Annotated in this window: 23 protein-coding genes; 8 read left to right on the forward strand and 15 right to left on the reverse strand. The window is 70.7% G+C overall.

Annotated elements, in window-relative coordinates; genetic code table 11:
• Window positions 1-48 precede the first annotated feature (48 nt).
• From ACFFRH_RS24585 to ACFFRH_RS24620, 8 genes are all read right to left on the reverse strand, one after another.
• On the reverse strand, window positions 49-807 hold the full coding sequence (locus tag ACFFRH_RS24585; protein ID WP_344742869.1) for a ferredoxin reductase: 759 nt from the start codon (window positions 805-807) through the stop codon (window positions 49-51).
• Complete coding sequence (locus ACFFRH_RS24590; protein ID WP_344742884.1) at window positions 777-1,376, reverse strand: sulfite oxidase-like oxidoreductase; 600 nt, start codon at window positions 1,374-1,376, stop codon at window positions 777-779. The genes ACFFRH_RS24585 and ACFFRH_RS24590 overlap by 31 nt, the downstream gene beginning before the upstream one ends.
• Before the next feature lie 317 nt (window positions 1,377-1,693).
• Entirely contained in the window at window positions 1,694-2,440 is a 747-nt protein-coding gene (locus ACFFRH_RS24595; protein WP_344742867.1) for a copper homeostasis protein CutC, read from the reverse strand.
• A complete protein-coding gene (locus ACFFRH_RS24600) occupies window positions 2,437-3,387 on the reverse strand; it encodes an asparaginase (RefSeq protein WP_344742866.1) in 951 nt (316 codons plus the stop codon). The genes ACFFRH_RS24595 and ACFFRH_RS24600 overlap by 4 nt, the downstream gene beginning before the upstream one ends.
• The gene (locus ACFFRH_RS24605; protein ID WP_344742865.1) at window positions 3,380-4,207 is read right to left on the reverse strand and encodes an amino acid ABC transporter permease; all 828 of its coding nucleotides are present in this window, start codon (window positions 4,205-4,207) and stop codon (window positions 3,380-3,382) included. The genes ACFFRH_RS24600 and ACFFRH_RS24605 overlap by 8 nt, the downstream gene beginning before the upstream one ends.
• 133 nt (window positions 4,208-4,340) lie before the next feature.
• Window positions 4,341-4,985: an amino acid ABC transporter permease gene (locus ACFFRH_RS24610; protein ID WP_344742864.1), complete on the reverse strand. Its 645-nt coding sequence runs from the start codon at window positions 4,983-4,985 to the stop codon at window positions 4,341-4,343.
• Window positions 4,985-5,905, reverse strand: coding sequence for a glutamate ABC transporter substrate-binding protein (locus tag ACFFRH_RS24615; protein WP_344742863.1), 921 nt, complete (start codon window positions 5,903-5,905; stop codon window positions 4,985-4,987). Before ACFFRH_RS24615 ends, ACFFRH_RS24610 begins: the two co-directional genes overlap by 1 nt.
• 40 nt (window positions 5,906-5,945) lie before the next feature.
• The gene (locus tag ACFFRH_RS24620; protein ID WP_344742862.1) at window positions 5,946-6,674 is read right to left on the reverse strand and encodes an amino acid ABC transporter ATP-binding protein; all 729 of its coding nucleotides are present in this window, start codon (window positions 6,672-6,674) and stop codon (window positions 5,946-5,948) included.
• Window positions 6,675-6,779: 105 nt separating this feature from the next.
• On the opposite strand from ACFFRH_RS24620, the gene ACFFRH_RS24625 reads away from it, so the two are divergent.
• Both ACFFRH_RS24625 and ACFFRH_RS24630 read left to right on the forward strand, forming a co-directional pair.
• Window positions 6,780-7,922 (forward strand): ROK family protein, encoded by a 1,143-nt coding sequence (locus ACFFRH_RS24625; RefSeq protein ID WP_344742859.1) that lies wholly within the window; start codon window positions 6,780-6,782, stop codon window positions 7,920-7,922.
• A 243-nt stretch (window positions 7,923-8,165) separates the two neighbouring features.
• Window positions 8,166-8,717 (forward strand): DUF4142 domain-containing protein, encoded by a 552-nt coding sequence (locus ACFFRH_RS24630; protein WP_386159845.1) that lies wholly within the window; start codon window positions 8,166-8,168, stop codon window positions 8,715-8,717.
• A gap of 21 nt (window positions 8,718-8,738) precedes the next feature.
• Here ACFFRH_RS24630 and ACFFRH_RS24635 read toward each other — a convergent pair whose 3' ends face one another.
• On the reverse strand, window positions 8,739-9,779 hold the full coding sequence (locus ACFFRH_RS24635) for a LacI family DNA-binding transcriptional regulator (RefSeq protein WP_344742856.1): 1,041 nt from the start codon (window positions 9,777-9,779) through the stop codon (window positions 8,739-8,741).
• A complete protein-coding gene (locus ACFFRH_RS24640; protein WP_344742853.1) occupies window positions 9,763-12,231 on the reverse strand; it encodes a beta-xylosidase/alpha-l-arabinosidase in 2,469 nt (822 codons plus the stop codon). The genes ACFFRH_RS24635 and ACFFRH_RS24640 overlap by 17 nt, the downstream gene beginning before the upstream one ends.
• A 359-nt stretch (window positions 12,232-12,590) precedes the next feature.
• Here ACFFRH_RS24640 and ACFFRH_RS24645 point away from each other — a divergent pair, with 359 nt between their 5' ends.
• Genes ACFFRH_RS24645 through ACFFRH_RS24655 form a run of 3 tightly spaced genes read left to right on the forward strand, consistent with a single transcriptional unit; the run spans window position 12,591 to window position 15,801 of the window.
• The gene (locus ACFFRH_RS24645) at window positions 12,591-13,946 is read left to right on the forward strand and encodes an extracellular solute-binding protein (protein WP_386159848.1); all 1,356 of its coding nucleotides are present in this window, start codon (window positions 12,591-12,593) and stop codon (window positions 13,944-13,946) included.
• The gene (locus ACFFRH_RS24650; RefSeq protein WP_344742851.1) at window positions 13,943-14,866 is read left to right on the forward strand and encodes a carbohydrate ABC transporter permease; all 924 of its coding nucleotides are present in this window, start codon (window positions 13,943-13,945) and stop codon (window positions 14,864-14,866) included. Before ACFFRH_RS24645 ends, ACFFRH_RS24650 begins: the two co-directional genes overlap by 4 nt.
• Window positions 14,867-14,868: 2 nt before the next feature.
• Window positions 14,869-15,801 (forward strand): carbohydrate ABC transporter permease, encoded by a 933-nt coding sequence (locus ACFFRH_RS24655; RefSeq protein ID WP_344742850.1) that lies wholly within the window; start codon window positions 14,869-14,871, stop codon window positions 15,799-15,801.
• Window positions 15,802-15,995: 194 nt separating this feature from the next.
• On the opposite strand, the gene ACFFRH_RS24660 is transcribed toward ACFFRH_RS24655, so the two are convergent.
• The 4 genes from ACFFRH_RS24660 to arfA all read right to left on the reverse strand — a co-directional run bounded on the left by ACFFRH_RS24660 (window position 15,996) and on the right by arfA (window position 20,790).
• A complete protein-coding gene (locus tag ACFFRH_RS24660; protein ID WP_344742848.1) occupies window positions 15,996-16,829 on the reverse strand; it encodes a carbohydrate ABC transporter permease in 834 nt (277 codons plus the stop codon).
• Complete coding sequence (locus ACFFRH_RS24665) at window positions 16,826-17,746, reverse strand: carbohydrate ABC transporter permease (protein ID WP_344742846.1); 921 nt, start codon at window positions 17,744-17,746, stop codon at window positions 16,826-16,828. Before ACFFRH_RS24665 ends, ACFFRH_RS24660 begins: the two co-directional genes overlap by 4 nt.
• A complete protein-coding gene (locus ACFFRH_RS24670; RefSeq protein WP_344742845.1) occupies window positions 17,743-19,104 on the reverse strand; it encodes an extracellular solute-binding protein in 1,362 nt (453 codons plus the stop codon). The genes ACFFRH_RS24665 and ACFFRH_RS24670 overlap by 4 nt, the downstream gene beginning before the upstream one ends.
• A 177-nt stretch (window positions 19,105-19,281) precedes the next feature.
• Window positions 19,282-20,790 (reverse strand): arabinosylfuranosidase ArfA, encoded by a 1,509-nt coding sequence (arfA, locus tag ACFFRH_RS24675; RefSeq protein WP_344742844.1) that lies wholly within the window; start codon window positions 20,788-20,790, stop codon window positions 19,282-19,284.
• A gap of 575 nt (window positions 20,791-21,365) precedes the next feature.
• On the opposite strand from arfA, the gene ACFFRH_RS24680 reads away from it, so the two are divergent.
• Window positions 21,366-22,325, forward strand: a complete 960-nt coding sequence (locus tag ACFFRH_RS24680) for a pentapeptide repeat-containing protein (protein WP_386159852.1) — start codon at window positions 21,366-21,368, stop codon at window positions 22,323-22,325.
• Window positions 22,326-22,450: 125 nt separating this feature from the next.
• Here ACFFRH_RS24680 and ACFFRH_RS24685 read toward each other — a convergent pair whose 3' ends face one another.
• Window positions 22,451-22,828 (reverse strand): LysR family transcriptional regulator, encoded by a 378-nt coding sequence (locus tag ACFFRH_RS24685; protein WP_344742841.1) that lies wholly within the window; start codon window positions 22,826-22,828, stop codon window positions 22,451-22,453.
• A gap of 80 nt (window positions 22,829-22,908) precedes the next feature.
• Here ACFFRH_RS24685 and ACFFRH_RS24690 point away from each other — a divergent pair, with 80 nt between their 5' ends.
• Both ACFFRH_RS24690 and ACFFRH_RS24695 read left to right on the forward strand, forming a co-directional pair.
• Window positions 22,909-24,345 carry an ATP-binding protein gene (locus ACFFRH_RS24690; RefSeq protein WP_344742840.1) on the forward strand — a complete coding sequence of 479 codons (1,437 nt, stop codon included), beginning with the start codon at window positions 22,909-22,911 and terminating at the stop codon, window positions 24,343-24,345.
• 71 nt (window positions 24,346-24,416) lie between these two features.
• Window positions 24,417-25,565, forward strand: a complete 1,149-nt coding sequence (locus tag ACFFRH_RS24695) for a phenylacetate--CoA ligase family protein (RefSeq protein ID WP_344742838.1) — start codon at window positions 24,417-24,419, stop codon at window positions 25,563-25,565.
• The last annotated feature ends 370 nt before the right edge of the window (window positions 25,566-25,935 follow it).

Below are 25,935 nucleotides of genomic sequence, written 5' to 3' on the forward strand. Positions count from 1 at the left end.
CCCGCCCGCCAGGGGAGGAATCCCCCGGATTCATCCGTGGGACGGGGTTCACGGTCGTCCTCCGCTGGGGCCGAAGCGTTCCGTGCGGATCAGCCGGGCGTCGTGCCCGGCGGAGACGAGCAGGCCCGCGACGGTCTCGACGAAGCCGGTGGGCCCGCACACGAAGACGGCGGGTTCCCGCTCGGGGGGCCAGACGGCCTCGGCGAGCAGGGCGGCGTCGACCCGCGCGGGCGGGCGCTCCCAGCCGTCGGGCACCTCGCGCGTGTAGGCGTAGGTGACGTCCAGGCCGGAGCCGTCGGCGCTCCGGCGGTCCAGCTCGGCGCGGTAGAGGGCCGAGCGCGGCCCGCGCGTGGAGTACAGGAGCCGGAACGGCGTGCCGGTCCCGGCCGAGGCGCGGGCGCGGACCATCGCCATGAGAGGGACGACGCCCGAGCCGCCCGCGACCAGCTGCACCGGCTCGGGCGTCTCGGGCCGCCAGACGAACCAGCCGCCGATCGGACCGCGTATCTCCAGCGGGTCTCCCGGGGAGAGGACCTGCGCGAGGTAGGGGGAGACCTCGCCGTCGGGCAGCAGTTCGACGGTGAGCTCCACGCGGTCCCCGTCGGCGGCCGAGGCGATGGAGTACGAGCGCTGGGTGGAGTAGCCGTCGGGGGCGGTGAGCCGTACGTCGACGTGCTGGCCGGCGAGGTGGCCTGGCCAGCCGGGGACGTCCAGGGTGATCGTGCGTGCTCCGGCGGTCTCGTCGCGCACGGCGGTGACCGTGGCGACCCTCCAGATCAGTCGCCCCAGTACCGTTGCTCGCGCCATGGGTCTCCGTAGTTGTGGTAGCCGACGCCCTCCCAGAAGCCCGGCTGGTCCTCGTCGAGGAGCCGGAGGCCGCGCACCCACTTGGCGCTCTTCCAGAGGTAGAGGTGCGGCACGAGCAGCCGGGCGGGCCCGCCGTGCTCGGGGGTGATGGGCTCGCCCTCGTAGCGGACGGCGATCCAGGCCCGGCCGTCGAGGAGGTCCTCCAGCGGGAGGTTGGTGGTGTAGCCGCCGTAGGAGGTCGCCAGCGCGTACTCGGCGGACGTCTCCACGCCGTCGAGGAGGGTGTCCAGCGACACGCCCTCCCAGGTGGTGCCGAGCTTGGACCACTTGGTGACGCAGTGCAGGTCGACCGTGAACCGCTCCACGGGCAGGGCGTTGAGCTCCGCCCAGTTCCAGCGGACGACCTCGCCGGTCTCGGTGGTGACACCGAGGCTCCAGTCGTCGGTGGAGACCAGGGGCGTAGGCCCGGCCGACAGGACGGGGAAGTCCTCCGTGAGGTACTGCCCCGGTGGCAGATCCGGGTTTCCGGCGCGGCGGCGGCCGAAGAACCCGGGCGAGACGATACCGATGACGCCCACCTCCCACTGTCCGGCAGGTCATGACAACCGCGACATGTCCCTCGAACCGATCACGAGCCGACGAGTAACGAGAACTAGGTAAATCTCACCACATCCGGCCGCGTCCCACGTCATCGGGCGGAGCCTGGCGGGTCCAGCGGGTCCCCGGGACTCCCGGAGACTCCCGGGGAGCCTTGGCGCGCCGGTCCGGCGTCCGCGCCATGACGGCCCGTCGCCCGGCCGCACCGGGGGCGGCGCACGTGGCCCCTGTTCACGTGCGCGGCGGGTGTTCACGTGCGCGGCGGGCGCGACGGCCGGTCTCCGGGGGCTCAGGTGCCCGAGGCGGCGATCACCTCGGAGACCAGGCGCGGGGAGGTGACCAGGCGGCTGTACTCGGGCTGGCGCAGCTCGCCGCCCATGAACGGGTGGGGGTTGCGGTGCACGGCGGGGCTGGGCGCGTCGACCAGGGCGGCGAAGTGGATCTCGGAGGCTCCGGTCGCCTCGACCACGCGGTGCACGTTGCGGGGCGTGATGCCGCCGCCGGGCATGACGATCAGGTCGTCGCCCGCCCGCTCGACCAGGGAGGCGATCAGCGGGGCGCCCTCCAGGGCGGTGACGTCCTGGCCGGAGGTGAGGACCCGGTCGACGCCCAGGGAGGCGAGGGTGTCCAGGGCGGCGAACGGGTCGGCGGTCATGTCGAAGGCCCGGTGGAAGGTGACCGAGAGGCCCCCGGCCGCGCCGATGAGGCGCTTGGCCACCTCGACGTCCACCTCGCCCGACGGCGTCAGCACCCCGATCACCACGCCCTGCGCGCCCGCGTCCCTGATCGTGGCCACGTCGAGCTCCATCGCCGCGACCTCGTGCTCGTCGTAGATGAAGTCGCCGCCGCGGGGACGGACGATCACGTGGACCCGGATCGCCGAGACCGCCGCGAGGGTCGCCTCGACGGTGCCGAGGGTCGGGGTGAGGCCCCCCTCGAAGAGTGCCGAGCACAGCTCGACGCGGTGCGCCCCGGCCTGCTCGGCCGCGAGGGCGCCCGCGGTGCTGTCAATGCAGATCTCATATTTAAGACTCATTTTTCCTCCAAAGCATGGATTTCACCGACTGGCCGGCCCCCGCCCAGTACCGGAACGGTCGCGAAGCCCGCCGCGCCCGCGACGTCCCCGCCGGCCGCCCTGAGCGCGGCCAGCGCGATCGCGCTCGTGGCCCGCGGGCTCCCGTCGATGACCTTGACGGCCGCCGCGTGCCCGGTGGCGAGCGCGACGACGAGGACCCCCTCGGCCCCGCCCTTGGCCACCGCCCCCGGCAGCGCCCGCATCAGCGAGGTGTTGACGTGCCCGGTCCCGCCGACGTACTCGGGGTGCTCGCGCATCGCGTCGGCGACCGCTCGCGGCGCGGTTCCCGGCTCGGCGACGACCAGGGCCCGTACGGCCCGCGCGAGCCCGGTCAGCGACAGCCCGAACAGTGGGGCGCCGCACCCGTCGACGGCGACGTGGGCCGCCCTCTCCCCCGACAGTTCCTCGGTCACGGCGCGCACTCGCCGCTGCAGGGGGTGGTCGGCGTCCAGGTAGGAGGCGGTCTCCCAGCCGGAGGCGACGGACGCGGCGAGCATCGCGGCGTGCTTGCCCGAGCAGTTCATCCGCTCGCGCGAGGCCGTCAGGCCCGCCCGGATCAGCATGTGCCGGGTGGCCTCGTCCTCAGGCCAGTCCTCGGGGCAGCCGAGGGCCTCGAAGCCGAGCCCGGCCCCGGCGAGGATGTCGGCGACGAGCCGCACGTGGAAGTCCTGGCCGGTGTGGCTGCCCGCGGCGATCGCCAGGCCGGGACCGCTCAGGTCCGCCCCGGACAGCAGGCAGGCCAGCGCCTGGAACGGCTTGGCCGAGGAGCGCGGCAGCACCGGCGCGCCGACCGCTCCCCTGGCGACGGCGACGGTGCCGTCGGGCGCCAGGGCGACGGCGCTGCCGAAGTGCACGCTCTCCACGAATCCGGAGCGCACCACCTCCGCGAGGGGGACGAGTTCAGGCACGGGCGGGTCTCCTTCTGAACCGGCGGGCCCCCGGGGTGTCGCGGGCGTCGAGGGTACGGGCGAGTTTGGACAGCGACGCGTTGACCACGAGGTAGATCAGCGCGACGATGATGTAGGTCTGGATGAGCAGGCCGTTGAAGGTCGCCAGGACCTTGCCGCTGTAGAGCAGCTCGGCGTAGCTGACCACGAAGCCCAGCGAGGTGTCCTTCAGCAGGCCCACCGACTGGCTCACGATCGAGGGCAGCACCCGGCGGGCCGCCTGCGGCAGCACGATCAGGCGCATCGTCTGGCCCTGGGTGAGCCCGACCGCGAGACCGGCCTCGCCCTGGCCGCGTTCCACGGACAGGACCCCGGCACGGAAGATCTCCGCGAACGCCGCGGCGTTCGAGATCGCCAGCGGCACCACGAGTTTCCAGAACAGCGGCAGGTCGAGCCCGTAGCGGGGCAGCGCGAACAGCACGACGTAGACCAGCAGCAGCGCCGGAACGGTCCGCACGACCTCCACGTACGCGGCGGCGGGCACGCGCACCCACCTGCGCCGCGAGAGCCGTCCGAGGGCGAGGGCGAGCCCGGCGGCCATCGCGAGCGCGGCCGAGACGACGGCGGCGAGCGCGGTGGCCCACAGCCCGTTCAGCAGGTAGCGCCACATCGGCCAGGTGGCGTACGGCGACCAGCGGTCGGCGTCGAGCTGGCCGTTGGCGGCGAACTGACGGACCGCGAGCGCCAGCAGGAGCAGGACCGCGACCGCCCCCACCGCGGTCGCGATCCTTATCCTGCGCCGGGCACGCGGCCCCGGCTGGTCGAAGAGGAGGTTGCTCACCGGACCGCCGCCGTTCCACCCGGAACCAGGACCGGGACATCGGCTGTTCCACCCGGAACCGGGACCGGGACGGAGACCGGGGCACCGGCCGTCCCGCCCGGGAACGGGACGCCTCTGTCGGGGGGCAGGACGCTCACCGGACCACCACCAGCCGTCGTTCGAGCCGCCCGGTGACGAACCCGGCACAGGCGGCGATCAGCGCGTAGGCCAGGCCCGCCCCGACGAAGATCGGGATGGGCTGCGCCTCCGCGAGGTTCACCCGGTTGGCCGCGGCGGTCAGGTCGACCACGCCGACCGCGGCGGCGAGCGAGGTGTTCATCGTCAGCGCGATGAAGATGTTGCCGACCGGCTGGATCACCGTGCGCAGCGCCTGCGGCAGGACCACGTGGCGCAGCGACTGGCCGAAGGTGAGCCCGAGCGCGCGGGCCGCCTCGCCCTGCCCGGCGGAGACCGCGTTGACGCCGGAGCGCAGGGCCTCGGCGATGTAGGCGGCCTCGTAGACCGCGATGACGATCATGGCCGTCACCAGCAGGTCGGCCTTGAGCCCGATCTCGGGCAGGCCGAAGACGGCGAGCACCAGCAGCACCAGCAGCGGCAGGTTCTGGAAGGTCTCCACGTAGGCCGTGCCGATCCCGCGCAGGACACCCACCGGGCTGACCCGCATCGCGGTGATCACGAGCCCCACGACCGCGGCGCCGGCGAAGGACGCCGCGGTCAGCTGGAGGGTGACGACCAGTCCCTGCCACAACTCGGGCAGGTGGTCCAGGAGGGCGGACATCAGGACCCCGGCACCGAGCCGATCTGCGGCGGGGTGGGAGCCTCACCCTGCACGACCGTGCCGAGGGAGTTCTTCCAGGTCTTCTGCCAGAGACCGTCGGCCTGGATCTTCTTCAGCCAGTCGTTGACGAACTTCTTGAACTGGTCGTCGCCGTGCTTGAGGCCGATGCCGTACGGGTCCTCGGTGAACGGGCTGCCGACGACCTCGACCGACGGGTCCTTCTGCGCGTTGGCGACCAGGAGCGTCTCGTCCTGGACGTAGGCGTCGCCGCGCTCCTGCTTGAGGGCCTGCATGCACTCGGGGTCACTGCCGAACGTCACGATCTTGGCCTGCGGGGCGAGCTTCTTGATCGCCGGGATGGCCGGGGTGTTGGCTCCGGCGATCACGGTCTTGCCGTTCAGGTCCTCGGGCTTGGCGATGCCCGTGGTGCCCTTCCTGACCGCGAGGCTCAGCCCCGAGGAGTAGTACGGCCCGGCGAACGCGACCTGCTCGGCCCGCTCCGGGGTGATCGTGTAGGTCTGGAGGACGACGTCCACGGTGCCGTTGGAGAGCAGCGCCTCGCGGGTCTCCGAGGCCGAGTTGACGATCTTCACCTTGGGCTCGCCGATGATGTACTTGGCGAGCGCCTTGCCCATGTCCGCGTCGAACCCCTCGACCTCACCGGTCGTCGGGTTCTGCTGCGACAGCAGCGGCGCGTCGAGCGACCCGCCGACGAGCAGCTCGCCGCGCTGCTTGATCTTCTCCATCGTGGAGCCGGGCAGGATGTCGGCGGCGGCCGCGACCGGCGCCGAGGCGATCAGGTCGCTCCCCTTGTTGGCCTCGCCCGGCACGGCCGGGCTCGCCGAATCCGTACCGGCACAGGCCGAGAGGCCGAGCATGGACACAGCGGCGACAGCGGCCAGCCGCTTCATGGACACCATCGGGCCCACCATCCTTCTGGAACTTCTGGATCGATTTCGATCAGTGAGTGAGAACTTTGGCCAGGAAGTCCCTGGCCCTGTCTGTCCGGGGAGCCTGGAAGAAGGCGCCGGGCTCGCCCGTCTCGACGATCTGGCCCGCGTCCATGAAGACCACCCGGTCGGCGGCCCTGCGGGCGAAGCCCATCTCGTGGGTGACGACGACCATGGTCATCCCGTCGGCGGCGAGCCGGACCATCACGTCCAGCACCTCGCCGACCATCTCCGGGTCGAGCGCCGAGGTGGGCTCGTCGAAGAGCATCACCTTGGGCCGCATGGCGAGCGCGCGGGCGATGGCGGCCCGCTGCTGCTGCCCTCCGGACAGCTGAGCGGGCAGTTTCCCCGCCTGCTCGGCGATGCCGACGCGCTCCAGCAGCTTCCGCGCCGACGCCTCGGCCTCGGCGCGGCCGTCGCCGCGAACCTTCATCGGCGCGAGCACGATGTTCTCCAGCACGGTCTTGTGCTGGAACAGGTTGAACGACTGGAACACCATGCCGACGTCGGCCCGGAGCCGGGCCAGCTCGCGGCCCTCCACCGGGGCGGGTACGCCGTCGACGAGGATGTCGCCGGACCCGGCCGTCTCCAGCCGGTTGAGGCAGCGGCACAGCGTGGACTTGCCGGATCCCGAGGGTCCGACCACCACGACGACCTCGCCCCGCGCCACATCAAGGTCGATGTCGCGCAACACGTGATGATCGCCGAACCACTTGTTCAACCCTTTGACCTGAATCATTGCCATCTTCCTTCGAAATCGAAGATAAAGCGGAAGGTAACGGATGATTCTCATGCAAGTCAACACGTTGCCGTAGTAAGTACAGACGTGGTATTCCTCTAGTTCATGTCAGGCAAAGAGCGGCTGCTGGTGCGCGGCGCACAGGGCGACCTTCTGCGTCTCGTCGCCACCGGTCACGCCGAGTCGCGCGCCCAGCTGGCCCGCGTCTCCGGCCTGGCGGCGTCGAGCGTCTCCCTGCGCGTCGAGGAGCTGATCGACACCGGGCTCCTCGTCGAGGAGGGGTCGGGGACCTCCAGCGGCGGGCGGCGGCCCAGGAAGCTGCGGGTCAGCCCGACCGCCGGCCTGCTCGCGGTGGCCGACCTCGGGGCGCACCACGCCCGCCTCGGTCTGCTCGACCTCAGCGGCGTCCCCCTCGTCGTCGAGGAGCGCGCCTGCGACATAGCGCTCGGCCCCGAGGCGACCCTCGACTGGATGGCCTCGGCGTTCGACGACCTGCTGCTGGCCCACGGCCCGGCCGGCGTCCCGCTGCGCGGCGTCGGCACCGGCATACCCGGCCCCGTCGACCCGGGCAGCGGCCGGGTGGTGTCCCCCTCGCGCATGCCCGGCTGGAACAACTTCCCCGTCGCCGAGTATCTCGGCGCGCACTACGACCTGCCGGTGCTCGTCGAGAACGACGCCAACCTCCTCGCCGTCGGCGAGGCCCGCTCGTGGCCGGGGTTCGGCAACCTCATGGTGCTCAAGGCCGGCAGCGGCATAGGGTGCGGCGTGATCGTCGACGGCCGCCTGCACCGGGGCAGGGGCGCGGCCGGCGACATCAGCCACGTCCGGGTCAGGACCGACTCCTCCACCATGTGCTCGTGCGGGCACCCCGACTGCCTGGAGGCCTACGCGAGCGGCGCCGCGCTCATGGACGCCCTGTCCGGGCTCGGCATCGCGACGCGGCGCCCCTCCGACGTCGTCGCCCTGGTCGAGAACGGCGTGCCCGAGGCCACCGCGCTGGTCAGGAACGCGGGCCGCCTCATCGGCGAGGTGCTCACCGTCCTGGTCAACTTCCTCAACCCCGACGCCATCGTCGTCGGCGGCAGCCTCTCCACCGCCGAGCCGCTGATCTCCGCCATCCGTGCCGCCGTCTACGAGCGCTGCCTGCCCCTGGCCACCCGCGACCTGGAGATCGCCGTCACCCGGGGCGGCCCCGACGCCGCCCTCCTCGGCGCGGGCTCCCTCCTGCTGGACGCCGTCCTCAGCTGAGGGACCAGACGGTACGCCGCTCTCGGTCGGGGGTCACGGACGTCGCGCCGATCTCCGGACGAGGAACCACGGACGCCACGGCGGAGACCCTGCCGACCCTCTTGACCAACAGCGCCAAATGCGTCCTTTTATGAGGATTTACCACTTATGGCGGCACATCGCCCCATATGTGCATAGATGAAAGAGAGGAAGGTGCGAGCCCCGACCGTGGGTTGATCGACGGAGGATCCGATGGTTCGAATGATGATCATTCTGCTGGCCGCCGTCATGGCCGCGATGGCCGGTACGGCCGGTGCGGCCGTCTCCCCCACCCCCCAGCCCCTCAGCCTGCAGGACAGGGATTTCCTCATCCTGGCGCACCAGGGCAGCCTGTCGGAGATCGAGGCGGGCCTGGCCGTCAGGGAGAGGGTCGGCGAGGAGGGGGAAGGCCAGGTCGGCCGGGCCGTCCGCGAGCTGGCGAAGCAGCTCGTCGTCGACCACATGAGACTCGACAAGGTCATCCGGCAGGTGGCCGGTGAGCTGGGCGTCAAGCTCCCCGGCGAGCCCAGCGCGGCGCAGCGCGAGCGGCTCGAAGCGGTGATGGCGCTGCGCGGAGCGGAGTTCGACAGGGCCTGGATCAGTATGGAGATCGACAACCACCGCCAGGCTCTCGTCCTCGTGAAGAAGCAGGTGGAGAGCGGCTCCGCCCCCCAGGTGAGGAAACTCGCCCTCACCGCCGAGCACGTCGTGCGAAACCACCTGAACATGTTCCTCCGCGCCCGGGAGGTCCCCGTTCCAAGCCCCTCCGGGAGCTGAGGGAAGCCGCCGTGAGGCGGGTCAGCCGTGGCCGCCGCAGCTCTCGGGCGGGGCGGTGGAGCCGCGTACCACCAGCTCGGTGGCGAGTTCCACGTGATGGGAGTCGACGCGCTCGCCCGCCGCCAGGCGCAGGGCCGTGCGTACCGCGACACCGCCCATCTCCCGCAGCGGCTGGCGTACGGTGGTCAGCGGGGGCGAGGCCATCCGGGCGACCTGGGTGTCGTCGAAGCCGACGATGCTGAGGTCCTCGGGCACGCGCAGCCCCCGCGCCCTGGCCGCCTCCAGCACGCCGAGCGCGATGTCGTCGCAGCCGGTGAAGACGGCCGTGGGGGGCTCGGGCAGGCCGAACAGGACCGCGCCGCCCGTCACCCCCTCCTGATACTGGAAGTGCCCCTCCCGCACGTAACCCGGCGGGACCGGGGCGCCCGCGGCCTCCATCGCGGCGCGGTAGCCGTGCAGCCGGGCCTGGTTGCAGGCCGCGGTGGCCGGTCCACCGAGATAGGCGATGCGCCGGTGCCCGAGCGCGAGCAGGTGCTGCGTCGCGGCCAGGCCCCCGGCGAAGTTCGTCGAGCCGACGCTGGTGACCCCCCTGGTCTGCGGCAGGTTCAGCGGGTCGATCACGACCAGGGGCAGGCGCGCGCGGGACAGGGCGGCGAGCTGGCCCGCGGTCAGGTCGCTGGTGATGGCGATCACGGCCCGCCGTCCGGCGACGGCCAGGCCCCGGGCCCAGGCTCCGCCGCGGTCGTCGCTCGTCCGGATGCTCACCACGATCGCCGCGTCGACCTCGGCCCCGGCCCGCACCGCGCCCTGGACGATCTCGGTCGAGTACGGGTTGAGGTCGGCGTCGAGCTCCACCTCGATCGTGGCCGGCACGGTCGCGTCGTCCCTGCGGCGCTGCGGCGGCGCGACGTAGTCGTGCTGCTCCAGCAACGACTCCACGAGGGAGCGGGTCACCGGGGAGACGTCTCCCCGGCCGTTGAGCACCTTCGACACGGTCGCGATCGACACGCCCGCCGAGGCCGCGACCGTGGCCAGCGTGGCCCGTCTAGGACTGGCCGGCATCTGTTCCTCCCTGCTGTGTGGCGGACGAGCCCGGTGCCGGCTCCACGCTCACGCGGGTGACCAGCCGCCGGCCTGCGCCGACGTGACGCAGCGGGCCGGTCAATCGTATGCGGCCCCGGCAGGGCAGGTCGGACGCCGACGCGCCCACGAACACCTCGATGTCTCCCGGCTCGACGACGCGCCGCAGGTCGCGCCCGGTGAACGCGGTCCGGTCGGCGGGGACGGTGAAGGTCGCCACGGCGCTCGCGCCGGGCTCCAGCCGGACCCGGGCGAACCCGGTGAGCTGCCGCACCGGCCGGGTCACCTGGGCGACCACGTCGTGCAGGAAGAGCTGGACGACCTCCTCGCCCGCCCGGCCCCCGGTGTTGCGCACGCGCACCGACACGGTGAACTCGCCGTCGGTGGGCACCTCGGCGGCGTCGATCCTCAAGGAGTCGATCTCGAAGGTGGTGTACGAGGTGCCGTGCCCGAACGGGAACAGCGGGGTCGGGTCGAGGTTGCTGATGCCGTGGCTGTTGGAGCCCAGCGGCGGCTGCAGGTAGGTGCCCGGCTGCCCGCCGTGGCCGCGCGGGATCTGCACCGGCAGCTTCCCGCCGGGCTGCACCCGGCCGGACAGGACCCCGGCGATGGCCGCCCCGCCCTCCTCGCCCGGCATGAACGACTGGACGAGCGCGGCGGCCGTCTCGGACACCCGGCCCAGCGCGTACGGGCGGCCCGAGACGACGACCACCACGACCGGCGTGCCGGTGGCGGCGAGCTCGGCCAGCAGGTCCTCCTGCGCGCCGGGCAGCCGCAGGTCGTCGGCGTCACAGCCCTCACCCGACGTGCCCAGCCCGAACATCCCCGCCAGGTCGCCGACGACGGCCACGCACACGTCGGCCTCGCGGGCCGCCCGCAGCGCGGCGGCGAAGCCGGAGCGGTCGTCGCCCCGCACCTCGCAGCCCGGCTCGTGGACCAGCTCGGCCTCGGGCAGCTCGGCCCGCAGCGCGTCGAGCAGGCTGGGCGCGGCCACCCCGAGCCCGAGCCCCGGATGGCGGGGCAGCACGTGGTTGGGGAAGGCGTAGCAGCCCATGAACGTGCGCGGGTCGTCGGCGCAGGGGCCGACCACGGCCACCCTGCGCGGCTCGGGCCGTCCTCCGGGACGTCCCTCGCCGAGCAGCGGCAGCGCGGTGCCCGCGTCGAGCAGCACGATCGACCGCTCGGCGAGCTCCCTGGCCAGTGCCCGGTTGGCCGGCGAGTCCAGGTCCACGGCCTCGGCCCCGGCCACCGACCCCTCCGGCGTCCAGTCCGGGTCCAGCAGACCGAGCTCCACCTTCTGGGTGAGCAGGCGCCGGGCGGCCCGGTCGACCAGGGCCTCGGGCAGCTCGCCGCGCCGTACCCGCCCGGCGAGGTGCTGGCCGAAGCCGAGCGTGTCGGGCAGCTCGACGTCGATGCCCGCGGTCAGCGCCTGCACCCCGGCCTCGCCGGTGTCCGCGGCGACCTGGTGCATCGTCGCGAGGAACGGGATCGCCCAGTAGTCCGACACCACCGTCCCGGCGAACCCCCACTCGTCGCGCAGCAGGTCGGTGAGCAGCCACGGGTCGGCCGCGGCGGGAACGCCGTCCACGTCGGAGTAGGAGTTCATCACCGAACGCGCGCCGCCCTCGACGAGGGCGGTCTCGAACGTCGGCAGGATCATGTCCATCAGCTCGCGCCGGCCCATCGGCACCGGGCCGTGGTTGCGGGCCGCCCGGGAGGCGGAGTATCCGGCGAAGTGCTTGAGCGTGGCGATGACCCCGGCGCCCTCCAGACCGCGCACGTAGGCGGCGCCGAGCATCGAGACGAGGTACGGGTCCTCGCCCATGGTCTCCTCGACCCGGCCCCAGCGGTAGTCGCGCACCACGTCCAGCACCGGCGACAGGCCCTGGTGGACGCCCACCGCGCGCATGTCCCGCCCGATGGCGGCGGCCATCCGCTCCACCAGGTCCGGGTCGAACGTCGCGCCCCAGGCGATGGCCGCCGGGTAGACGGTCGCGCCGTAGGTGGTGAAACCGGTCAGGCACTCCTCGTGGACCAGCGCCGGGATGCCGAGCCGGGAGCGCCGCACCACCTCGGACTGCAGCCGCACCACCTCGGCGGCGCCCTCGACCGCGGTCACCGGAGCGCTGCCGAACACCCGTGTCAGGTGGCCGAGCCCGTGGCGGGCCGCCTCCTCGAAGGGCACCCGTCCCGAGGCCGCGAAGACGTCCTGCATCGGGGCGACGTTCGCCGTGCCCTCGGACTTCTCCTCGGTCCCCTCGCCGGGGTCGTCCCGCATGACGTTGCCGAGCCACCGGCTGCCGAGCTGGCCGATCTTCTCCTCCAGGGTCATCTCCGCGAGGAGGGCGTCGACCCGCTCGGCCACCGGGAGTGCCGGGTCCTGCCACGACCGGAGGGTCCGGCCCGTCGCGGAGGTCCCATCTAGCGCCGTCATGTGCTCTCCTCAAGAAAAAACCGCCCCCGCGGTCTTCCGAAACATTTCGGAGTGTTGCGGTAGCTCTTCCCACATCCTGGCGCACCCGAGGTGACCAGGAAAGTCCCAGATGAGAGTACCTTACGTGCCCCGTATACCAAGCTCGTGACGACATATGTCCCACCCCTTGACAGGCGGTTGGTACAAATCTAAATTGACGTGCCACGCGGCCTGTTTCGGAAATGTTTCGACATGCTGGGCTCGGGGGGACGGACGCCTGGCAGCAGAGGTGCCGAGCCACGACCGACGACCACCGCGACTGATGTTTCACCCGAAGTCCCGCCCAGCCCCGCCCCGGCATTCGACATACGGAGATCAGCGTGGAGTCAACGACACCATCCCGCCGCACCTTCCTCGCCCTTTCGATGGGCATCCCCCTCAGCGCCGCGCTGGCGGCCTGCGGCACGTCCGGCCCCACCCCGGCGGGCGGGGGCGCGAGCGGGGGCAGCGGGGGGAACGCCGCGACCAAGGCCAGCTACTGGTTCCTGTCGGTCCAGCCGCAGGAGGGCGTGCGCACCAGGGCCGTGGAGCGCTTCAACAAGGCCAACCCCAACGGGCAGATCGAGTTCACGGCCATGCAGAACGACGCCTACAAGACGAAGATCAAGACGGCGATCGGCGCGGGCCAGGCACCCACCATCATCTGGGGCTGGGGCGGCGGGACGCTGCGCACGTACGTGCAGGCGGGCCAGGTGGAGGACCTCACCTCGTGGTTCGAGGAGAACGCCGCCGTGAAGGACCGGCTGTTCCCCTCCTCCTTCGGGGCGGCCACGATCGACGGCAAGATCTACGCGATGCCGGCCGAGACCATGCAGCCCATCGTCCTGTACTACAACAAGAAGGTCTTCGAGCAGGTCGGCGTGGAGCCCCCGCAGTCGTGGGGCGACATCATGGCCCTGGTCCCCAAGTTCAACGCCGCCGGCATCGCCCCGTTCTCCCTCGGCGGCCAGTCCCGCTGGACGAACATGATGTGGCTGGAGTTCCTCTTCGACCGCATCGGCGGCCCCGAGGTGTTCCAGGGCGTGTTCGACGCCAAGAAGGACGCCTGGTCGCACCCGGCCGCCATCGAGGCCCTGACCAAGCTGCAGGACCTCGTCAAGGCGAAGGGCTTCATCAAGGGCTTCTCCTCGATCACCGCCGACTCCAACGCCGACCAGGCCCTGCTGTACACCGGCAAGGCCGCGATGATGCTGCACGGCGGCTGGACGTACGGCAGCATGTCGGCCGACGGCGGTGACTTCGTCTCCGGCGGCCACCTCGGCTACATGAACTTCCCGCCGGTCGAGGGCGGCAAGGGCGACCCCAGCAACACCGTCGGCAACCCCGGCCAGTACCTGTCGATCTCCTCCAAGGCGACCCCCGAGCAGAAGGAGATCGCGAAGAAGTTCTTCGCGACCGCCGTGCTCAACGACGAGGACGTCAAGGAGTGGGCTGGCACCGGCGCGGTGCCGATCGTCAACGGCGCCGACAGCGCGTTCGCCGGCGCCAAGGACGAGGACTTCCTGAAGTTCGTCTACGGCATCGCCAGCAACGCCAAGTCCTTCGCCCAGTCCTGGGACCAGGCGCTCAGCCCCACCGCGGCCGAGGTGCTGCTGGACAACATCTCCAAGCTGTTCCAGCTGTCGATCACGCCGGAGCAGTTCGTGTCCAACATGAACGCGGTCATCGGCAGTTGAGCGCGATCGCCACCCCCGCCCGGACAGGGAGGCCGGCCACCGGGCGGAGGGCGTACAGCCGCCTCCTGCCCTGGCTGGCCGTGCCGGCCCTGGTGATCTTCGTCGCCTTCGGGGTCGTCCCGCTGGTCGGGGTCGTGTTCCTCAGCTTCTCGACCTGGGACCAGCTCGGCGACATCCAGATGTCCGGGCTCACCAGCTGGCGGGCCGTGCTCGGCGATCCCGGCCTCCTGCACGCGCTGTGGATAACGCTGCTGGTGATGGTCGTCTCCTGGGCGGTCCAGACCCCGATCAGCATCCTGATCGGGGTGTTCCTGGCCGGGCGGCAGCGCTACCGCTCGCTGCTGGCGGTGCTGTACTTCATCCCGCTGCTGCTCAGCCAGGCCGCCATCGCGATCGCCTACAAGGCGCTGCTCGACCCGAACTTCGGGCTCGGCGCCGGGCTGGGCATCGACCTGCTCGTGCAGGACTGGCTCGGCGAGCCCGTCCTCGCCTTCAGCGTCGTGATCTTCGTGGTGTCGTGGCAGTTCATCCCCTTCCACTCGCTGATCTACCAGGGCGGCGTGCGGCAGATCCCGCGCTCCATGTACGAGGCCGCCGAGATAGACGGCGCGGGCCGCGTCCGCAAGTTCTTCAGCATCACGCTGCCGCAGCTCAAGTACACGATCATCACGTCCTCCACCCTCATGGTCGTCGGGTCCCTGACCTTCTTCGACCTGATCTTCGTGCTCACCGCGGGCGGTCCCGGCGACGCCACCAGGGTGCTCGCCCTGGACATGTACAAGCGCGGGTTCCAGGCCAACCTCATGGGACCGGCCAGTGCCATCGCCGTCATCCTCGTCCTCGTGGGTCTCGCCATCGCGTTGCTCCTGCGCCGGCTCGGCGGCCGCGACGCCAACGCCAGCCAGATGGAAGGGGCCTGACCATGAGCCTGACCCGTACGACGGGGGGCAAGCGGACCGAGACGCTCGGATCGAACCCGCGCAACCACCGCCGCAGGCCCCGGCCTCGGTCGGGCGGCGAGACGCGGGCGCTCGGCGAGCGCCGCAACTGGCTGGGCGGGGCCGTGGGCTGGCTCTGGCTGGTGATCGTGATCGTGCCGATCTACTGGATCTTCATCACCAGCTTCAAGGCGCAGAGCAGCTACTACGCCACCAACCCGCTGGCGCCGCCCACCGAGCCGACCCTCGACAACTATCGGCTGGTCGTCGAGTCCGACTTCCCGCTGTACTTCCTCAACAGCCTCATCGTGACCGTCGGCGCGGTCGTCCCGGCGGTCGCGGTCGCGTTCATGGCGGCGTACGCGATCGTCCGGGGCAGCACCGCCTTCCGCTTCCTGCGCGGGGTGAACGCGCTCTTCCTCATGGGCCTGGCCATCCCGTTGCAGGCGACGATCATCCCCGTCTACCTGATCATCATCCGCCTGCACCTGTACGACTCGCTGACGGGGCTGATCCTCCCGTCGATCGCCTTCGCGATCCCGCTGTCGGTACTGGTCCTGACCAACTTCATCCGTGACGTGCCCAAGGAGCTGTTCGAGTCGATGCGGCTGGACGGCGCGGGCGAGATGGCTACGCTCTGGCGCCTCGCCCTGCCGCTCACCATGCCCGCCGTCGTGACGGTGACGATCTACAACGCGCTGACGATCTGGAACGGGTTCCTGCTGCCGCTGATCCTCACCCAGAGCGCCGACAAGCGCACGTTGCCGCTCGCGCTGTGGACCTTCCAGGGGCAGTACAGCGTGAACGTCCCGGCCGTGCTCGCCTCGGTCGTGCTCACCACGCTCCCCATCCTGTTCCTGTACGTGGTCGGCCGCCGCCAGCTGCTCAGCGGCCTGACGGCCGGTTTCAGCAAGTGACCTCGGCGGGGACCTTCAGCGGGTGACCGCGTCCCGCGACCCGGCGCGCGCGCCGGGTCGCGGTTCACCCGCGTACCCGGCGCCGGCTGCGCCCTCCCGGCCCTCCCGGCCTCCCCGGCTCCGCGTGCCCTCCCCGCGGCGGGACGCGGATCGCGGACTCCGGGACGAGGTCCCCTCCCCCTGCCGGGCTCCCGTCACTGCCCGGCCAGGCCGGTGTGGGCGACACCGCGGATGATCTGGCGCTGGAAGAGCACGAAGACGACGAGCAGCGGCAGGCCGGCCAGGACCACCGAGGCCATGATCTGCGCGTACCGCACGCCGAAGGTGCCCTGCACCACGTTGGCCAGTCCCACCGGCAGGGTCATCGTGTTCGGGTCGGTGGAGACCAGGAACGGCCAGAGGAAGTTGTTCCAGGTCGTGATGAACGTGAAGATCGCCACCGCGGCGAGCACCGGTCGCGAGAGCGGGAGCACGATGGTGAAGAACACCCGCCAGCGCCCGGCCCCGTCGACGAACGCGGCCTGTTCCAGCTCCGGCGGCACGGCCTGGAAGAACTTGTAGAGGACGTACAAGATAACGGGCGCGGCGACCTGCGGCAGGATGACGCCCCACCAGGTGTCGACCAGCCCCAGCGCGACCATCTCGGCGAACAGCGGGGCGAGCAGCACCTGCGGGGGGACCATGATCCCCGCGAGGATCACGGCGAGCAGCACGCGCCGCCCCCGGAAGCGGGTGCGCGCGAAGCCGTACGCCGCCATCGCCGAGAACAACACGGTCATGAACGTCACGACGACCGCGGTGACGGTGGAGTTGATCGCCCACTTGACGATGCCGCCGGTGCCCAGGACCAGCCCGTAGGCGTCGAGGGTGACCTCGCTGCCGACCCACCGCAGCGGGACCTTGTTGGTGTCGGCCTCGGGTTTGAGCGAGGTGGCGACCGCCCAGGCGAGGGGCGCGAGCCAGACCACGGCGAGCGCCCCGGTGACGGCGAGCAGGACCAGCTGGCCGGGGCCGAACCTCTTGGTCATCGGAGAGACTCCTCGCGCTTGCGGAACAGCCGTAGCTGCACCAGGGACACGGCGGCGATCAGGATGAAGAGGATGTAGGAGACGGCCGAGGCGTAGCCGACGCGATACCCCATGAAGCCCATGTCGTAGGCGTACTCGATGATCGGCCGGGTGGAGTTCTCCGGGCCCCCGCCGGTCATCAGGTAGATCTGGTCGAAGACCTTCAGCGAGGCCAGCAACTGCAGCACCACGATGAGGCCGGTGGTGCGGCGGAGCAGCGGCAGCGTAATCGAGCGCAGCTTGTGCCAGGCCGAGGCGCCGTCGATCGAGGCGGCCTCGTAGAGCTGCTCGGGGATGCTCTGCAGCGCGGCCAGATAGAGCAGGAAGTTGAAGCCGACCGTCCACCAGACGGTGGTCATCACGACCGACCACATCGCCAGGCTCGGATCGCCCAGCCAGAGGATGTCGGTGCCGAACGTCCCGTTCAGCAGGCCGAAGTCGGGCTGGTAGATCATCTGCTGCCAGAGCAGCGAGACCACCGCGGAGGGCAGCAGGAACGGCGCGAAGAACGACAGCCGCCACAGCCAGCGCACGAAGCGCAGGTTGTGCACCAGCAGGGCGAACACCAGCCCCAGGACGACCAGGGGCACGGTGCTCAGCACGGTGAACAGCACGGTGTTCCACAGCGAGCGCCACATCTCGGGGTCGGCGAACGCCTCGGCGTAGTTCGCGAAGCCGACGAACCCGTCGTTGCTCCCGGCGATGTTGACACCGGTCAGGCTCATCTTCAGACCCAGCAGCAGCGGCCAGACCAGGAAGGCCACGTAGACCACGAGGAAGGGTGCGACGAACAGCAGCCCGTGCTGGGTCCAGCGGCGTACCACCCCGGTCTCCGCGGCCGGCGAGGCGGTGGCGGGGGGTGCGACGGCGGTCGTCATCGGGGCTCCTCGGGGAAGGGGTTGGGGGCCTCCATCAGCCCGCGCAGGGCGGCCTTGGCCCGGGCCAGGCCCTCCTCGGGCGTGCGTGTTCCGCCGATCACCGGGGAGAACGCCTCACCGAACTCGATCCACAGCCTCGACGCCGACCCGGTGAACCACACCTGCGGGTCGAGCGCCACCTCGGTGATGACCGAGCGGTACTCCGACTGCGGGCTCAGCGACAGGTACTCCGGCTCCTCCAGCGTGGGAAGGTACGCGGGCACGTGACCGGCCACCGCCCAGTCGGCGCTGTTCTTGACCAGGTAGGCGATGAACCGGTAGGTCTCCCGCTCGATCCGCGGATCGCGGGCGCGCTGGTGGGGCACGACGAAGACGTGGCAGTCGGCCTGGGCCGAGGCGCCGCCGAAGACCGAGGGGAAGCGCGCCATGCTGAACGGCGTCTTCGCCAGCTTGAACGTCGTGGTCTCCCAGTCACCGTTCCACAGGAAGGCCGCGTCGCCGCTCTGGAAGGCGGCGACCGACGACGCGTAGTCGGTGGTGGGGTCGCACAGTCCCTCCGCGCCCAGCGTGCGCATGAAGGAGAGCGCCTCCAGCGCCTTGGCGTCGTCGATCGTGATCGTGGCGCCGTCGTCCGACAGGAGGGTGCCGCCGCTCTGCGGGTACAGCGACCACCACACCCGCCACGGCCCGACCGTCCCGAGGCCGAGCGCGTCGAAGGCCAGCGGGGGCTTGCCGCCGAGGACGTCCCTGGCCTTGCGCAGCGAGTCCAGCAGTTGATCGGGGCCCTTGGTCGCCAGCAGCCTGCCGTCGCCGCCGAGCAGTCCGGCACGGCCGCAGACATCGGTGTTGTAGTACTGGACCATGGGGTGGGCGTCGAACGGCACCGCGTACAGGACGCCGTCGATGTGGGCGCGTTCCCAGATGGGCGGGCTGAAGTCCTCGGGCCGCAGGCCGTTCTCGGCGAGCAGGTCGAGGTTGATCGGGTCCAGGATCCGGCCGGGGCCGATGCCGGGCAGCCGGGCGAGGTGGAAGGTGGCGAGATCGGGGGAACGTCCGCCGGCTCCCGCCATCGCGACCTTGGTGTAGAAGGCCTCGCCCCACTCCAGGACGTTCTCCTCGACGAACAGGCCGGGGTTCTCCTCGCCGAACGCGCCGACCATCTCGTTCATGATGACCCCGTCGCTCGCGCCGAGGAAGTGCCAGTACCTGATGCGGGTCCGGGAGGAGCCCAGGTCCACGGGGAGGGAGCATCCGGAACCGAGGAACCCGAGGGCGAGGGCACCGCCCAGCAGGTTCCTCCGGGTGATCCGGGAGGGGGTCGGCGGAGTCCGGGGTGGGGTCGCTGGAATGTCGTCCACTGCTGCCTCCAGGTGTCTCCGGGGGTCTTCGGGGGTCTTCCTTCAGGTGTCTCCGGGTGTCTGCGGGTGTTTACGGGTGTTCACGGGGAGCGCGGCCGGGTGGGTCTCACGGGTGTCTACGGGGAGCGGGCCGGATGGGTCTCACGGGTGTTCTACGGGGAGCGCGGCCGGGTGGGTCTACGGGCGGATGAGACGGATCACGTTCCACGAGACGGCGGGCAGGGTGACCGTCAGGGTCCCGGCGTCGAGGCGGGCCTCGGTGTTCGCACGGGGGGCCACCGTGTCCGGGGCGTCGGCGGTGTTGCGGACGTAGGGGTCGGGACCGGACAGCACCGTGGCCCCGGCGAGACCCACCGGGCCGAGGGCGCGCAGGTCGGCGGTGAGGGTGAGCGGCCGGTCGGTCGAGCGGTTGACGGCGAACAGCGTGGTGGCGCCGGTCTCCTCGTCGTGGGTGGCGACGGCGTCGAGGGCGGTGACCTCGCCGAACCTCGCGGTCTCGTGCACGGGAGAGTCGGCCTCGACCCGCAGCACCCGGCCCGCGGCGTACCGGGAGGCCTGGGCGAAGGGGTGGAAGGTGGTCTGCCTCCAGGCCCTGCCGCCCGGTTCGGTCATGATGGGGGCGATGACGTTGACGAGCTGGGCCAGGCAGGCGGACGTCACCCGGTCGCTGTGCCGCAGCAGCGAGATCAGCAGCCCGCCGAAGGCCACCGCGTCGGCCAGGTGGTAGTGGTCTTCGAGCAGCGGCGGGGCGACCGGCCAGTCGCGCGGCGGCTCGGCGTCCTGGAAGCGCGACAGGTACCAGACGTTCCACTCGTCGAACGAGATGTTGATCTTCTTCTTGCTCTTGAGGCGGGCGCCCACGCTGTCGGCCGTCGCCACCACCGCGTCGACGAAGTGGTCCATGTCCGCCGCCGAGGCGAGGAAGCTCGCCAGGTCGCCGTCGTGCTCCTCGTAGTAGGCGTGGCAGGAGACGAAGTCCACCAGGTCGTAGGTCTCCTCCAGCACGGTGGCCTCCCACGCGCCGAAGGTCGGCATGGCCGAACCGGAGCTCCCGCAGACCACGAGCTCCAGGCCCGGGTCGATCATGCGCATGGCGCGGGCGGTCCCGGCGGCGAGCCGCCCGTACTCGCGGGCGGTCGTGTGGCCGACCTGCCAGGGGCCGTCCATCTCGTTGCCCAGGCACCACATCCGGACGTCGTGCGGTTGCTTGGCTCCGTGGGCGACCCGCAGGTCCGACAGGTGGGTCCCGGACTCGATGTTGCAGTACTCCAGCAGGTCCAGCGCCTCGGCGATGCCCCGGGTGCCGAGGTTGACGGCCATCATCGGCTCCACCCCGGCCTCGCGCGTCCAGGCGACGAACTCGTCCAGGCCGAACTCGTTGGTCTCCGTGCTGTGCCAGGCCAGGTCGAGCCGCCGGGGCCGCCTGTCCCGGGGGCCGACGCCGTCCTCCCAGCGGTATCCGGAGACGAAGTTCCCGCCGGGGTAGCGGGCCGTGGTCACGCCCAGTTCGCGGGTGAGCTCCAGGACGTCGCGCCGGAAGCCCCTCTCGTCCGCGGTGGGGTGGCCGGGTTCGTAGAGGCCGGTGTAGACGCACCGGCCGAGGTGTTCGACGAACGTCCCGAAGGTGCGCCGGTGGACGGGGGCCACCGCGAACGCGGGGTCGAGGGTGAGGTGCGCGGACAGCACGAAGGTCTCCTCAGCACGCGACCCGCGCCGGCCTCCGGCGCGAGATCGCCAGGCTCGTGGATCCCCCGAATTCAGGCGATCCCGATTGTTAGCGTTAACATCACAAAAAACCAACCGTCACATAGAGTGAGTGTTATTATCCCTGTCAAAACGAGTCAAATCACGATCCGGTAACCATGACGGATTCCCTGCTCATCGCATGTGACGTCCAACCTGTTGCTTTCGCCCCTGCGATCCCCCGGCCGGGCCCCCCGGCCCCGGATACGCGAAGTGACCGGAACCCGGCCCACGCCCCTCGCCCGGATACGGGCCGGCGTTTCCGGCGGACACCTTCCGATCCCCGCACCACGTGATCGCCGAGATCTCACGTGTCCGCCGTTTCGGAGCGTGACATGAACGAGGCCTGGACCGTCTCCCGGTGGGAGACATGAACCAGGTCGTGTCCGCCAAAGCCCGTCCGGCGATTCGGAGTGATCACTACTGACCATCGCCAAGGCTGAGGTGAGGGTGGCCGCCGGTCATCTGAGTAGAGGGATGCTCTCGTCAGCGTGACCGATGGATCACATAATGCCGACATGGCGTGGTTTCAAGGGAGATCCGCCCGACGAGCGACGGCCCCGCTCACGCGGGCGGAGTTCGACGCGCTTCCCGCGCGAGACCGTGCAGAACTGCACAACAGTGCCGCTGACAGCCGTCGTCAGCTCGTCACGACCTTGGTCCAGATCGCGACGACCGTCGCGGTGTTGATCAGCTTGATCTTCACGGCTCAAGGGCTCACCCAGACAGCCCAATCGCTTGATGCCGCACGAGAAGAGCAGCGGATCGCACGCGAAGGGCTCTCCGTCGCGCGGAAAGGGCAGATCGCCGACCGTTTCAGCAGGGCCGTCGAACAACTCGCCAGCAAGAGCACCGACGTACGGATCGGCGGCATATACGCCCTCGAAGGTGTCGCCAAAGAGGACGTCTCCTATCGGGACACCACGATCGACCTTCTCGCCACCTACGTCGTCGGGCATGGCCTGAAGGGAGCGGACCTCCAGCCGAGAGACATCCAGGGCGCGCTCACGGTGCTGGGCAGAGCTCGCCCTGTCAACCCCGAGGCCGGCTGGCTACAGCTTGGGCGCGCACGAATCCCCGGCGCCAGGCTGAGAGGACTTCACCTGGCTCGCTCCAACCTCATGCAGGCAGATCTCAGCGAAGCACTCGTCGACGACACCGACCTCTCCGAAGCCGACCTGCGCGCCACCGATCTGAGCGGCGCCTACCTGATCAAAGCTTCCCTGGTCAATGCCAATCTCAATTTGGCCGATCTGACCGGCGCCCGACTCCTCTCGACCGACCTCAGCCACGCCAATCTTTACGCCGCGGACCTGACCAACGCCGACTTCACGAACGTGAAACTGACCGGCACCCAACTCGGCCACGCCAAGCTGGCCGGCGCAACCGGGCTGCCATCTGTCGATCAGCTCAAGAAGATCGTCGAGTGGGACGGCGACACAGTGTGGCCCCGACCTCATGCGACCTCAGGAGGGTAGAGGTCCTTTCCTTGACGGGGTTCTCCTCGTCTGGCCCCGAAGTGACCGCACGCGGCGCTCACGCACGGCCTGATTCTCGGCGGGCGTCTCGGCCGTCAAGACGACCAGGCCGCATCTACTCGCCATCAGCACGAATGGTCAGGCAGAGCCTGGCTCCAGAGGGTGACGTGGACGGAGGGGCGGAACCGGCCGACGTCGACGCCCGGGCCGCGCGGCATGGCCTGCGTGGCGCGCGGGTTGGTGACGAAACGGATGAGTTCGGCCGCCGCCGACGACGTGTCGCGTTCGGCCGGGCTCAACGCGGCCCACACCCCGTCGAACCGGCAGGCCAGCCCGGCGACGCGGACCAGGCTGCCGTTGGCCGGGTCCTGCGCGATCACGAAGGAGACCGTCGGCGCCACGCCGTCGTTGCGCTTGACCTCCTCCAGCGCCGCGGCGTGACTTTGGAAGATCTGCCGGTGCTCCTCGGGAACGCCGACACTCCGCAGGAGCGCGGGAATCACGCCGATGTCCGCCGCCGATCGGCGGGCTCAATAATGTAGATTAGATCTAAGTAATATTCGATATTACTAAGGTAGGATCGATGATATTTGCGGGCAGGGCCTTCGACCTCGGCCAGCTGGACGCGCAGTTGCGGCTCGTGCTGGAGGGGAAGGGAGGGACGCGCGGCCGGGCGGTGATCGTCACCGGCCGCAGGCGAGTGGGCAAGTCACGCCTGGTGCAGGAGTTCTGCGATCGCTCCGGCCTGCCGTACGTCGTCTTCCAGGCGACGAGGGGGCGCGGCCCGGCCGCGGAGCGGAGCGACTTCGCCGAGGCCGTCGCCTGCTCCGGGCTCGCGGGCGGCGAGCTTGTCCAGGGGACGGCGCCACAGGACTGGAACCACGCGCTGCGGTCGCTGGCGCTGGCCGCGGGTGACGAGACCCCGTGCGTCGTCGTTCTCGACGAGGTCCCGTGGCTGATCGAGCAGGACGGGGAGTTCGAGGGGGCCCTGCAGACCATCTGGGACAGATATCTGTCGGCCCGGCCGATCCTGTTGATCCTGGTCGGAAGCGACCTGTCCGTGATGGAGTCCTCGCAGGAGTACGGCCGTCCGTTCTTCGGCCGGGCCGTTCGCATGACGTTGAAGCCGCTCGATCTCCATGACGTCGCCGACATGACGGGGCTGCCCGCCGCCGACGCGGTGGACGCGCTGCTCATCACCGGAGGCTTCCCCGAAGTGGTCCGGTCATGGGAACGGGGTCTGGCCAGGACCGACTTCCTGCGCGACAGCCTCGCCAGCCCGCTCTCCCCTCTTCTCGCCGCCGGAGAGTTGTCCCTGCTCGGAGAGTTTCCCTCGGCGACACACGCCCGGGCCGTGCTGGAGACCATCGGGGCCGGAGAGCGCACCTTCAGCGCGATCGCCGCCAACGTGGGAGGGGCGACGCCGTTGCCGTCCGGCACCCTGGCGCCGATCCTCACGAACCTGGTCGCCAAACAGGTGGTGGCGGCCGACCTCCCCCTCTCCGACCGGCCCGACACCAAGAACAAGCGCTACCGGGTGGCCGACCACTATCTCCGGTTCTGGCTCGCGTTCCTGCGGCGGGCCATCGCCGACAGCGAGCGCGGCCGGCCGGATCTGGCGTCGCGGCGGATCGAGCGTTCGTGGACGACCTGGCGAGGCCGCGCGATGGAACCGCTCGTGCGCGACTGCCTGGCCAGGATGCTGCCGGACGACGAATGGCCCGACACCGAGGTCGTGGGCGGGTGGTGGAACCGGCAGAACAATCCCGAGATCGACCTCGTGGGCGCGGACCGGGAGCCGGTCGCGGGCCGGGTCCATTTCGTCGGCTCGATCAAGTGGCTCGACGCGCGGCCCTTCGACCGCCACGACTACGACGCTCTGGTCCAGGGCTCCGCCGCCGTCCCCGGCGTCACCACCGGCACGCCGAAGGTGGCGGTCTCCAGAGCGGGGTTCGAGCCGGGACTTCCACTGGCCGCGGCCTGGACCCCTGAGGACCTGCTGGCGGCCTGGCAACGCTGAGACCACGCGACCCGCGGCGGGACCCGCGACGAGAAAGGAGCGAAGGCCGTACATTCGGCGCATGGATCCTCGTGACGGCGTGGTCGAGCTTGTTTCATCGGGTGGCGGCCTCGGTGCCCGCCTACGGCGCGTTCCTCGCCGAGCACGGCGTGGCCGCCGAGCGGGTCAGGACCTACGAGGACTTCGCCCGGCTGCCGCTGACCGCCAAGGACAACTACACGCGCCGCCACCCGCTGCCCGAGCTGTGCCGGGACGGCACCGTCGGGGACATGATCGCGGTGTCGTCGGGCTCCACCGGCACCCCCTCGTTCTGGCCGCGCTCGGCCGCCGACGAGGAGGTGATCGCCGAACGGTTCGAGCAGGTCTTCCGCGACGCCTTCGACGCCGCCGGGCGCAGGACGCTCGCCGTGGTCTGCTTCGCGCTCGGCACCTGGGTGGGCGGGCTGTTCACCCTCGCCTGCTGCCGTCACCTCGCCGCGAAGGGCTACCCGATCACCGCGGTCGCCCCCGGCAGTGACCGGCGCGAGATCCTCCGGGTGATCCCGGAACTGGCCCCGCACTTCGACCAGGTCGTGCTGCTCGGCTACCCGCCGTTCCTCAAGGACGTGATCGACACCGGGGTCGCGCAGGGCCTGCCCTGGGCCGACTACTCGGTCAAACTCGTCACCGCCGGAGAGGTGTTCAGCGAGGAGTGGCGCACCCTCGTCGCCGAGCGGACCGGCATGACCGATCCCGCCCGCGACACCGCCTCCCTCTACGGCACCGCCGACGCCGGGGTCCTCGGCAACGAGACCCCGCTGTCCATCCGCGTCCGCCGCTTCCTCGCCGACCGCCCCGAAACGGCCAGGAAGCTGTTCGGCGCCTCCCGCCTGCCGACCCTGGTCCAGTACGACCCCCGGGTGCGCTTCTTCGAGGAGCACGAGGGCACCCTGCTGTTCTCCGGCGACAACGGCATCCCCCTGATCCGCTACCACATCGCCGACGAGGGCGGCCTGATCCCCCACGACCGCATGCTCGCCTTCCTCGCCGAGCACGGTTTCCACCCCGGCGACGACGGCCCGGACCTGCCGTTCGCGTACGTCTTCGGCCGCGGGCACTTCACGGTCTCCTACTACGGGGCCAACGTGTACCCAGAGAACATCGGTTCAGGCAACCATTCTTTCGAGATTGCCGGTTGGCATGAGGATCGTCAGGTCTGCATGGCAGGAGTGTCCCTCTAGCCCCGACCTGGGGAAACACAGATCTGCAAGCTAGAGGACTCTCGCAACGGGGAGATGGTCAACATTTTCCGATCTTGAACCGCGACAATTATCTCTACAGGGTTAAAGGCGATCCGCCTGCGGCGTCTCGCCGCGCGTCGGGCGGTCGCTGGCCGCGCTGCGGCTCTTCGGCCGGTCGCGGCCGCGCCGCCCACGCGCCAACAGCCTGATAGTGAACCGCCCCAAGAGTAGAGAAGATGCCTCCGGCGGGGATCTCCGGCCCCGAGGTGATCGTCGCGCGGAACCCGACGGCTTCGGTGTGGCTGAGAAGTCCTGATCACCTCGTACGCCGTCGACCCAGGCAAGCCCAGCAGGCCAGCCCCTCCGGCTC

The sequence above is a fragment of the Streptosporangium vulgare genome, from assembly GCF_042428775.1.
In the GTDB taxonomy this organism is placed as follows: Bacteria; Actinomycetota; Actinomycetes; order Streptosporangiales; family Streptosporangiaceae; genus Streptosporangium; species Streptosporangium vulgare.

Excerpts from the sequence above, each read along its gene's own strand:
- ACFFRH_RS24585 (WP_344742869.1), bottom strand. The coding sequence starts at position 807 with ATGGCGCGAGCAACGGTACTGGGGCGACTGATCTGGAGGGTCGCCACG.
- ACFFRH_RS24595 (WP_344742867.1), bottom strand. The coding sequence starts at position 2,440 with ATGAGTCTTAAATATGAGATCTGCATTGACAGCACCGCGGGCGCCCTC.
- ACFFRH_RS24610 (WP_344742864.1), bottom strand. The coding sequence starts at position 4,985 with ATGTCCGCCCTCCTGGACCACCTGCCCGAGTTGTGGCAGGGACTGGTC.
- ACFFRH_RS24615 (WP_344742863.1), bottom strand. The coding sequence starts at position 5,905 with ATGGTGTCCATGAAGCGGCTGGCCGCTGTCGCCGCTGTGTCCATGCTC.
- ACFFRH_RS24620 (WP_344742862.1), bottom strand. The coding sequence starts at position 6,674 with ATGATTCAGGTCAAAGGGTTGAACAAGTGGTTCGGCGATCATCACGTG.
- ACFFRH_RS24625 (WP_344742859.1), top strand. The coding sequence starts at position 6,780 with ATGTCAGGCAAAGAGCGGCTGCTGGTGCGCGGCGCACAGGGCGACCTT.
- ACFFRH_RS24630 (WP_386159845.1), top strand. The coding sequence starts at position 8,166 with ATGATCATTCTGCTGGCCGCCGTCATGGCCGCGATGGCCGGTACGGCC.
- ACFFRH_RS24635 (WP_344742856.1), bottom strand. The coding sequence starts at position 9,779 with ATGCCGGCCAGTCCTAGACGGGCCACGCTGGCCACGGTCGCGGCCTCG.
- ACFFRH_RS24640 (WP_344742853.1), bottom strand. The coding sequence starts at position 12,231 with ATGACGGCGCTAGATGGGACCTCCGCGACGGGCCGGACCCTCCGGTCG.
- ACFFRH_RS24655 (WP_344742850.1), top strand. The coding sequence starts at position 14,869 with ATGAGCCTGACCCGTACGACGGGGGGCAAGCGGACCGAGACGCTCGGA.
- ACFFRH_RS24660 (WP_344742848.1), bottom strand. The coding sequence starts at position 16,829 with ATGACCAAGAGGTTCGGCCCCGGCCAGCTGGTCCTGCTCGCCGTCACC.
- ACFFRH_RS24665 (WP_344742846.1), bottom strand. The coding sequence starts at position 17,746 with ATGACGACCGCCGTCGCACCCCCCGCCACCGCCTCGCCGGCCGCGGAG.
- ACFFRH_RS24680 (WP_386159852.1), top strand. The coding sequence starts at position 21,366 with ATGGCGTGGTTTCAAGGGAGATCCGCCCGACGAGCGACGGCCCCGCTC.
- ACFFRH_RS24690 (WP_344742840.1), top strand. The coding sequence starts at position 22,909 with ATGATATTTGCGGGCAGGGCCTTCGACCTCGGCCAGCTGGACGCGCAG.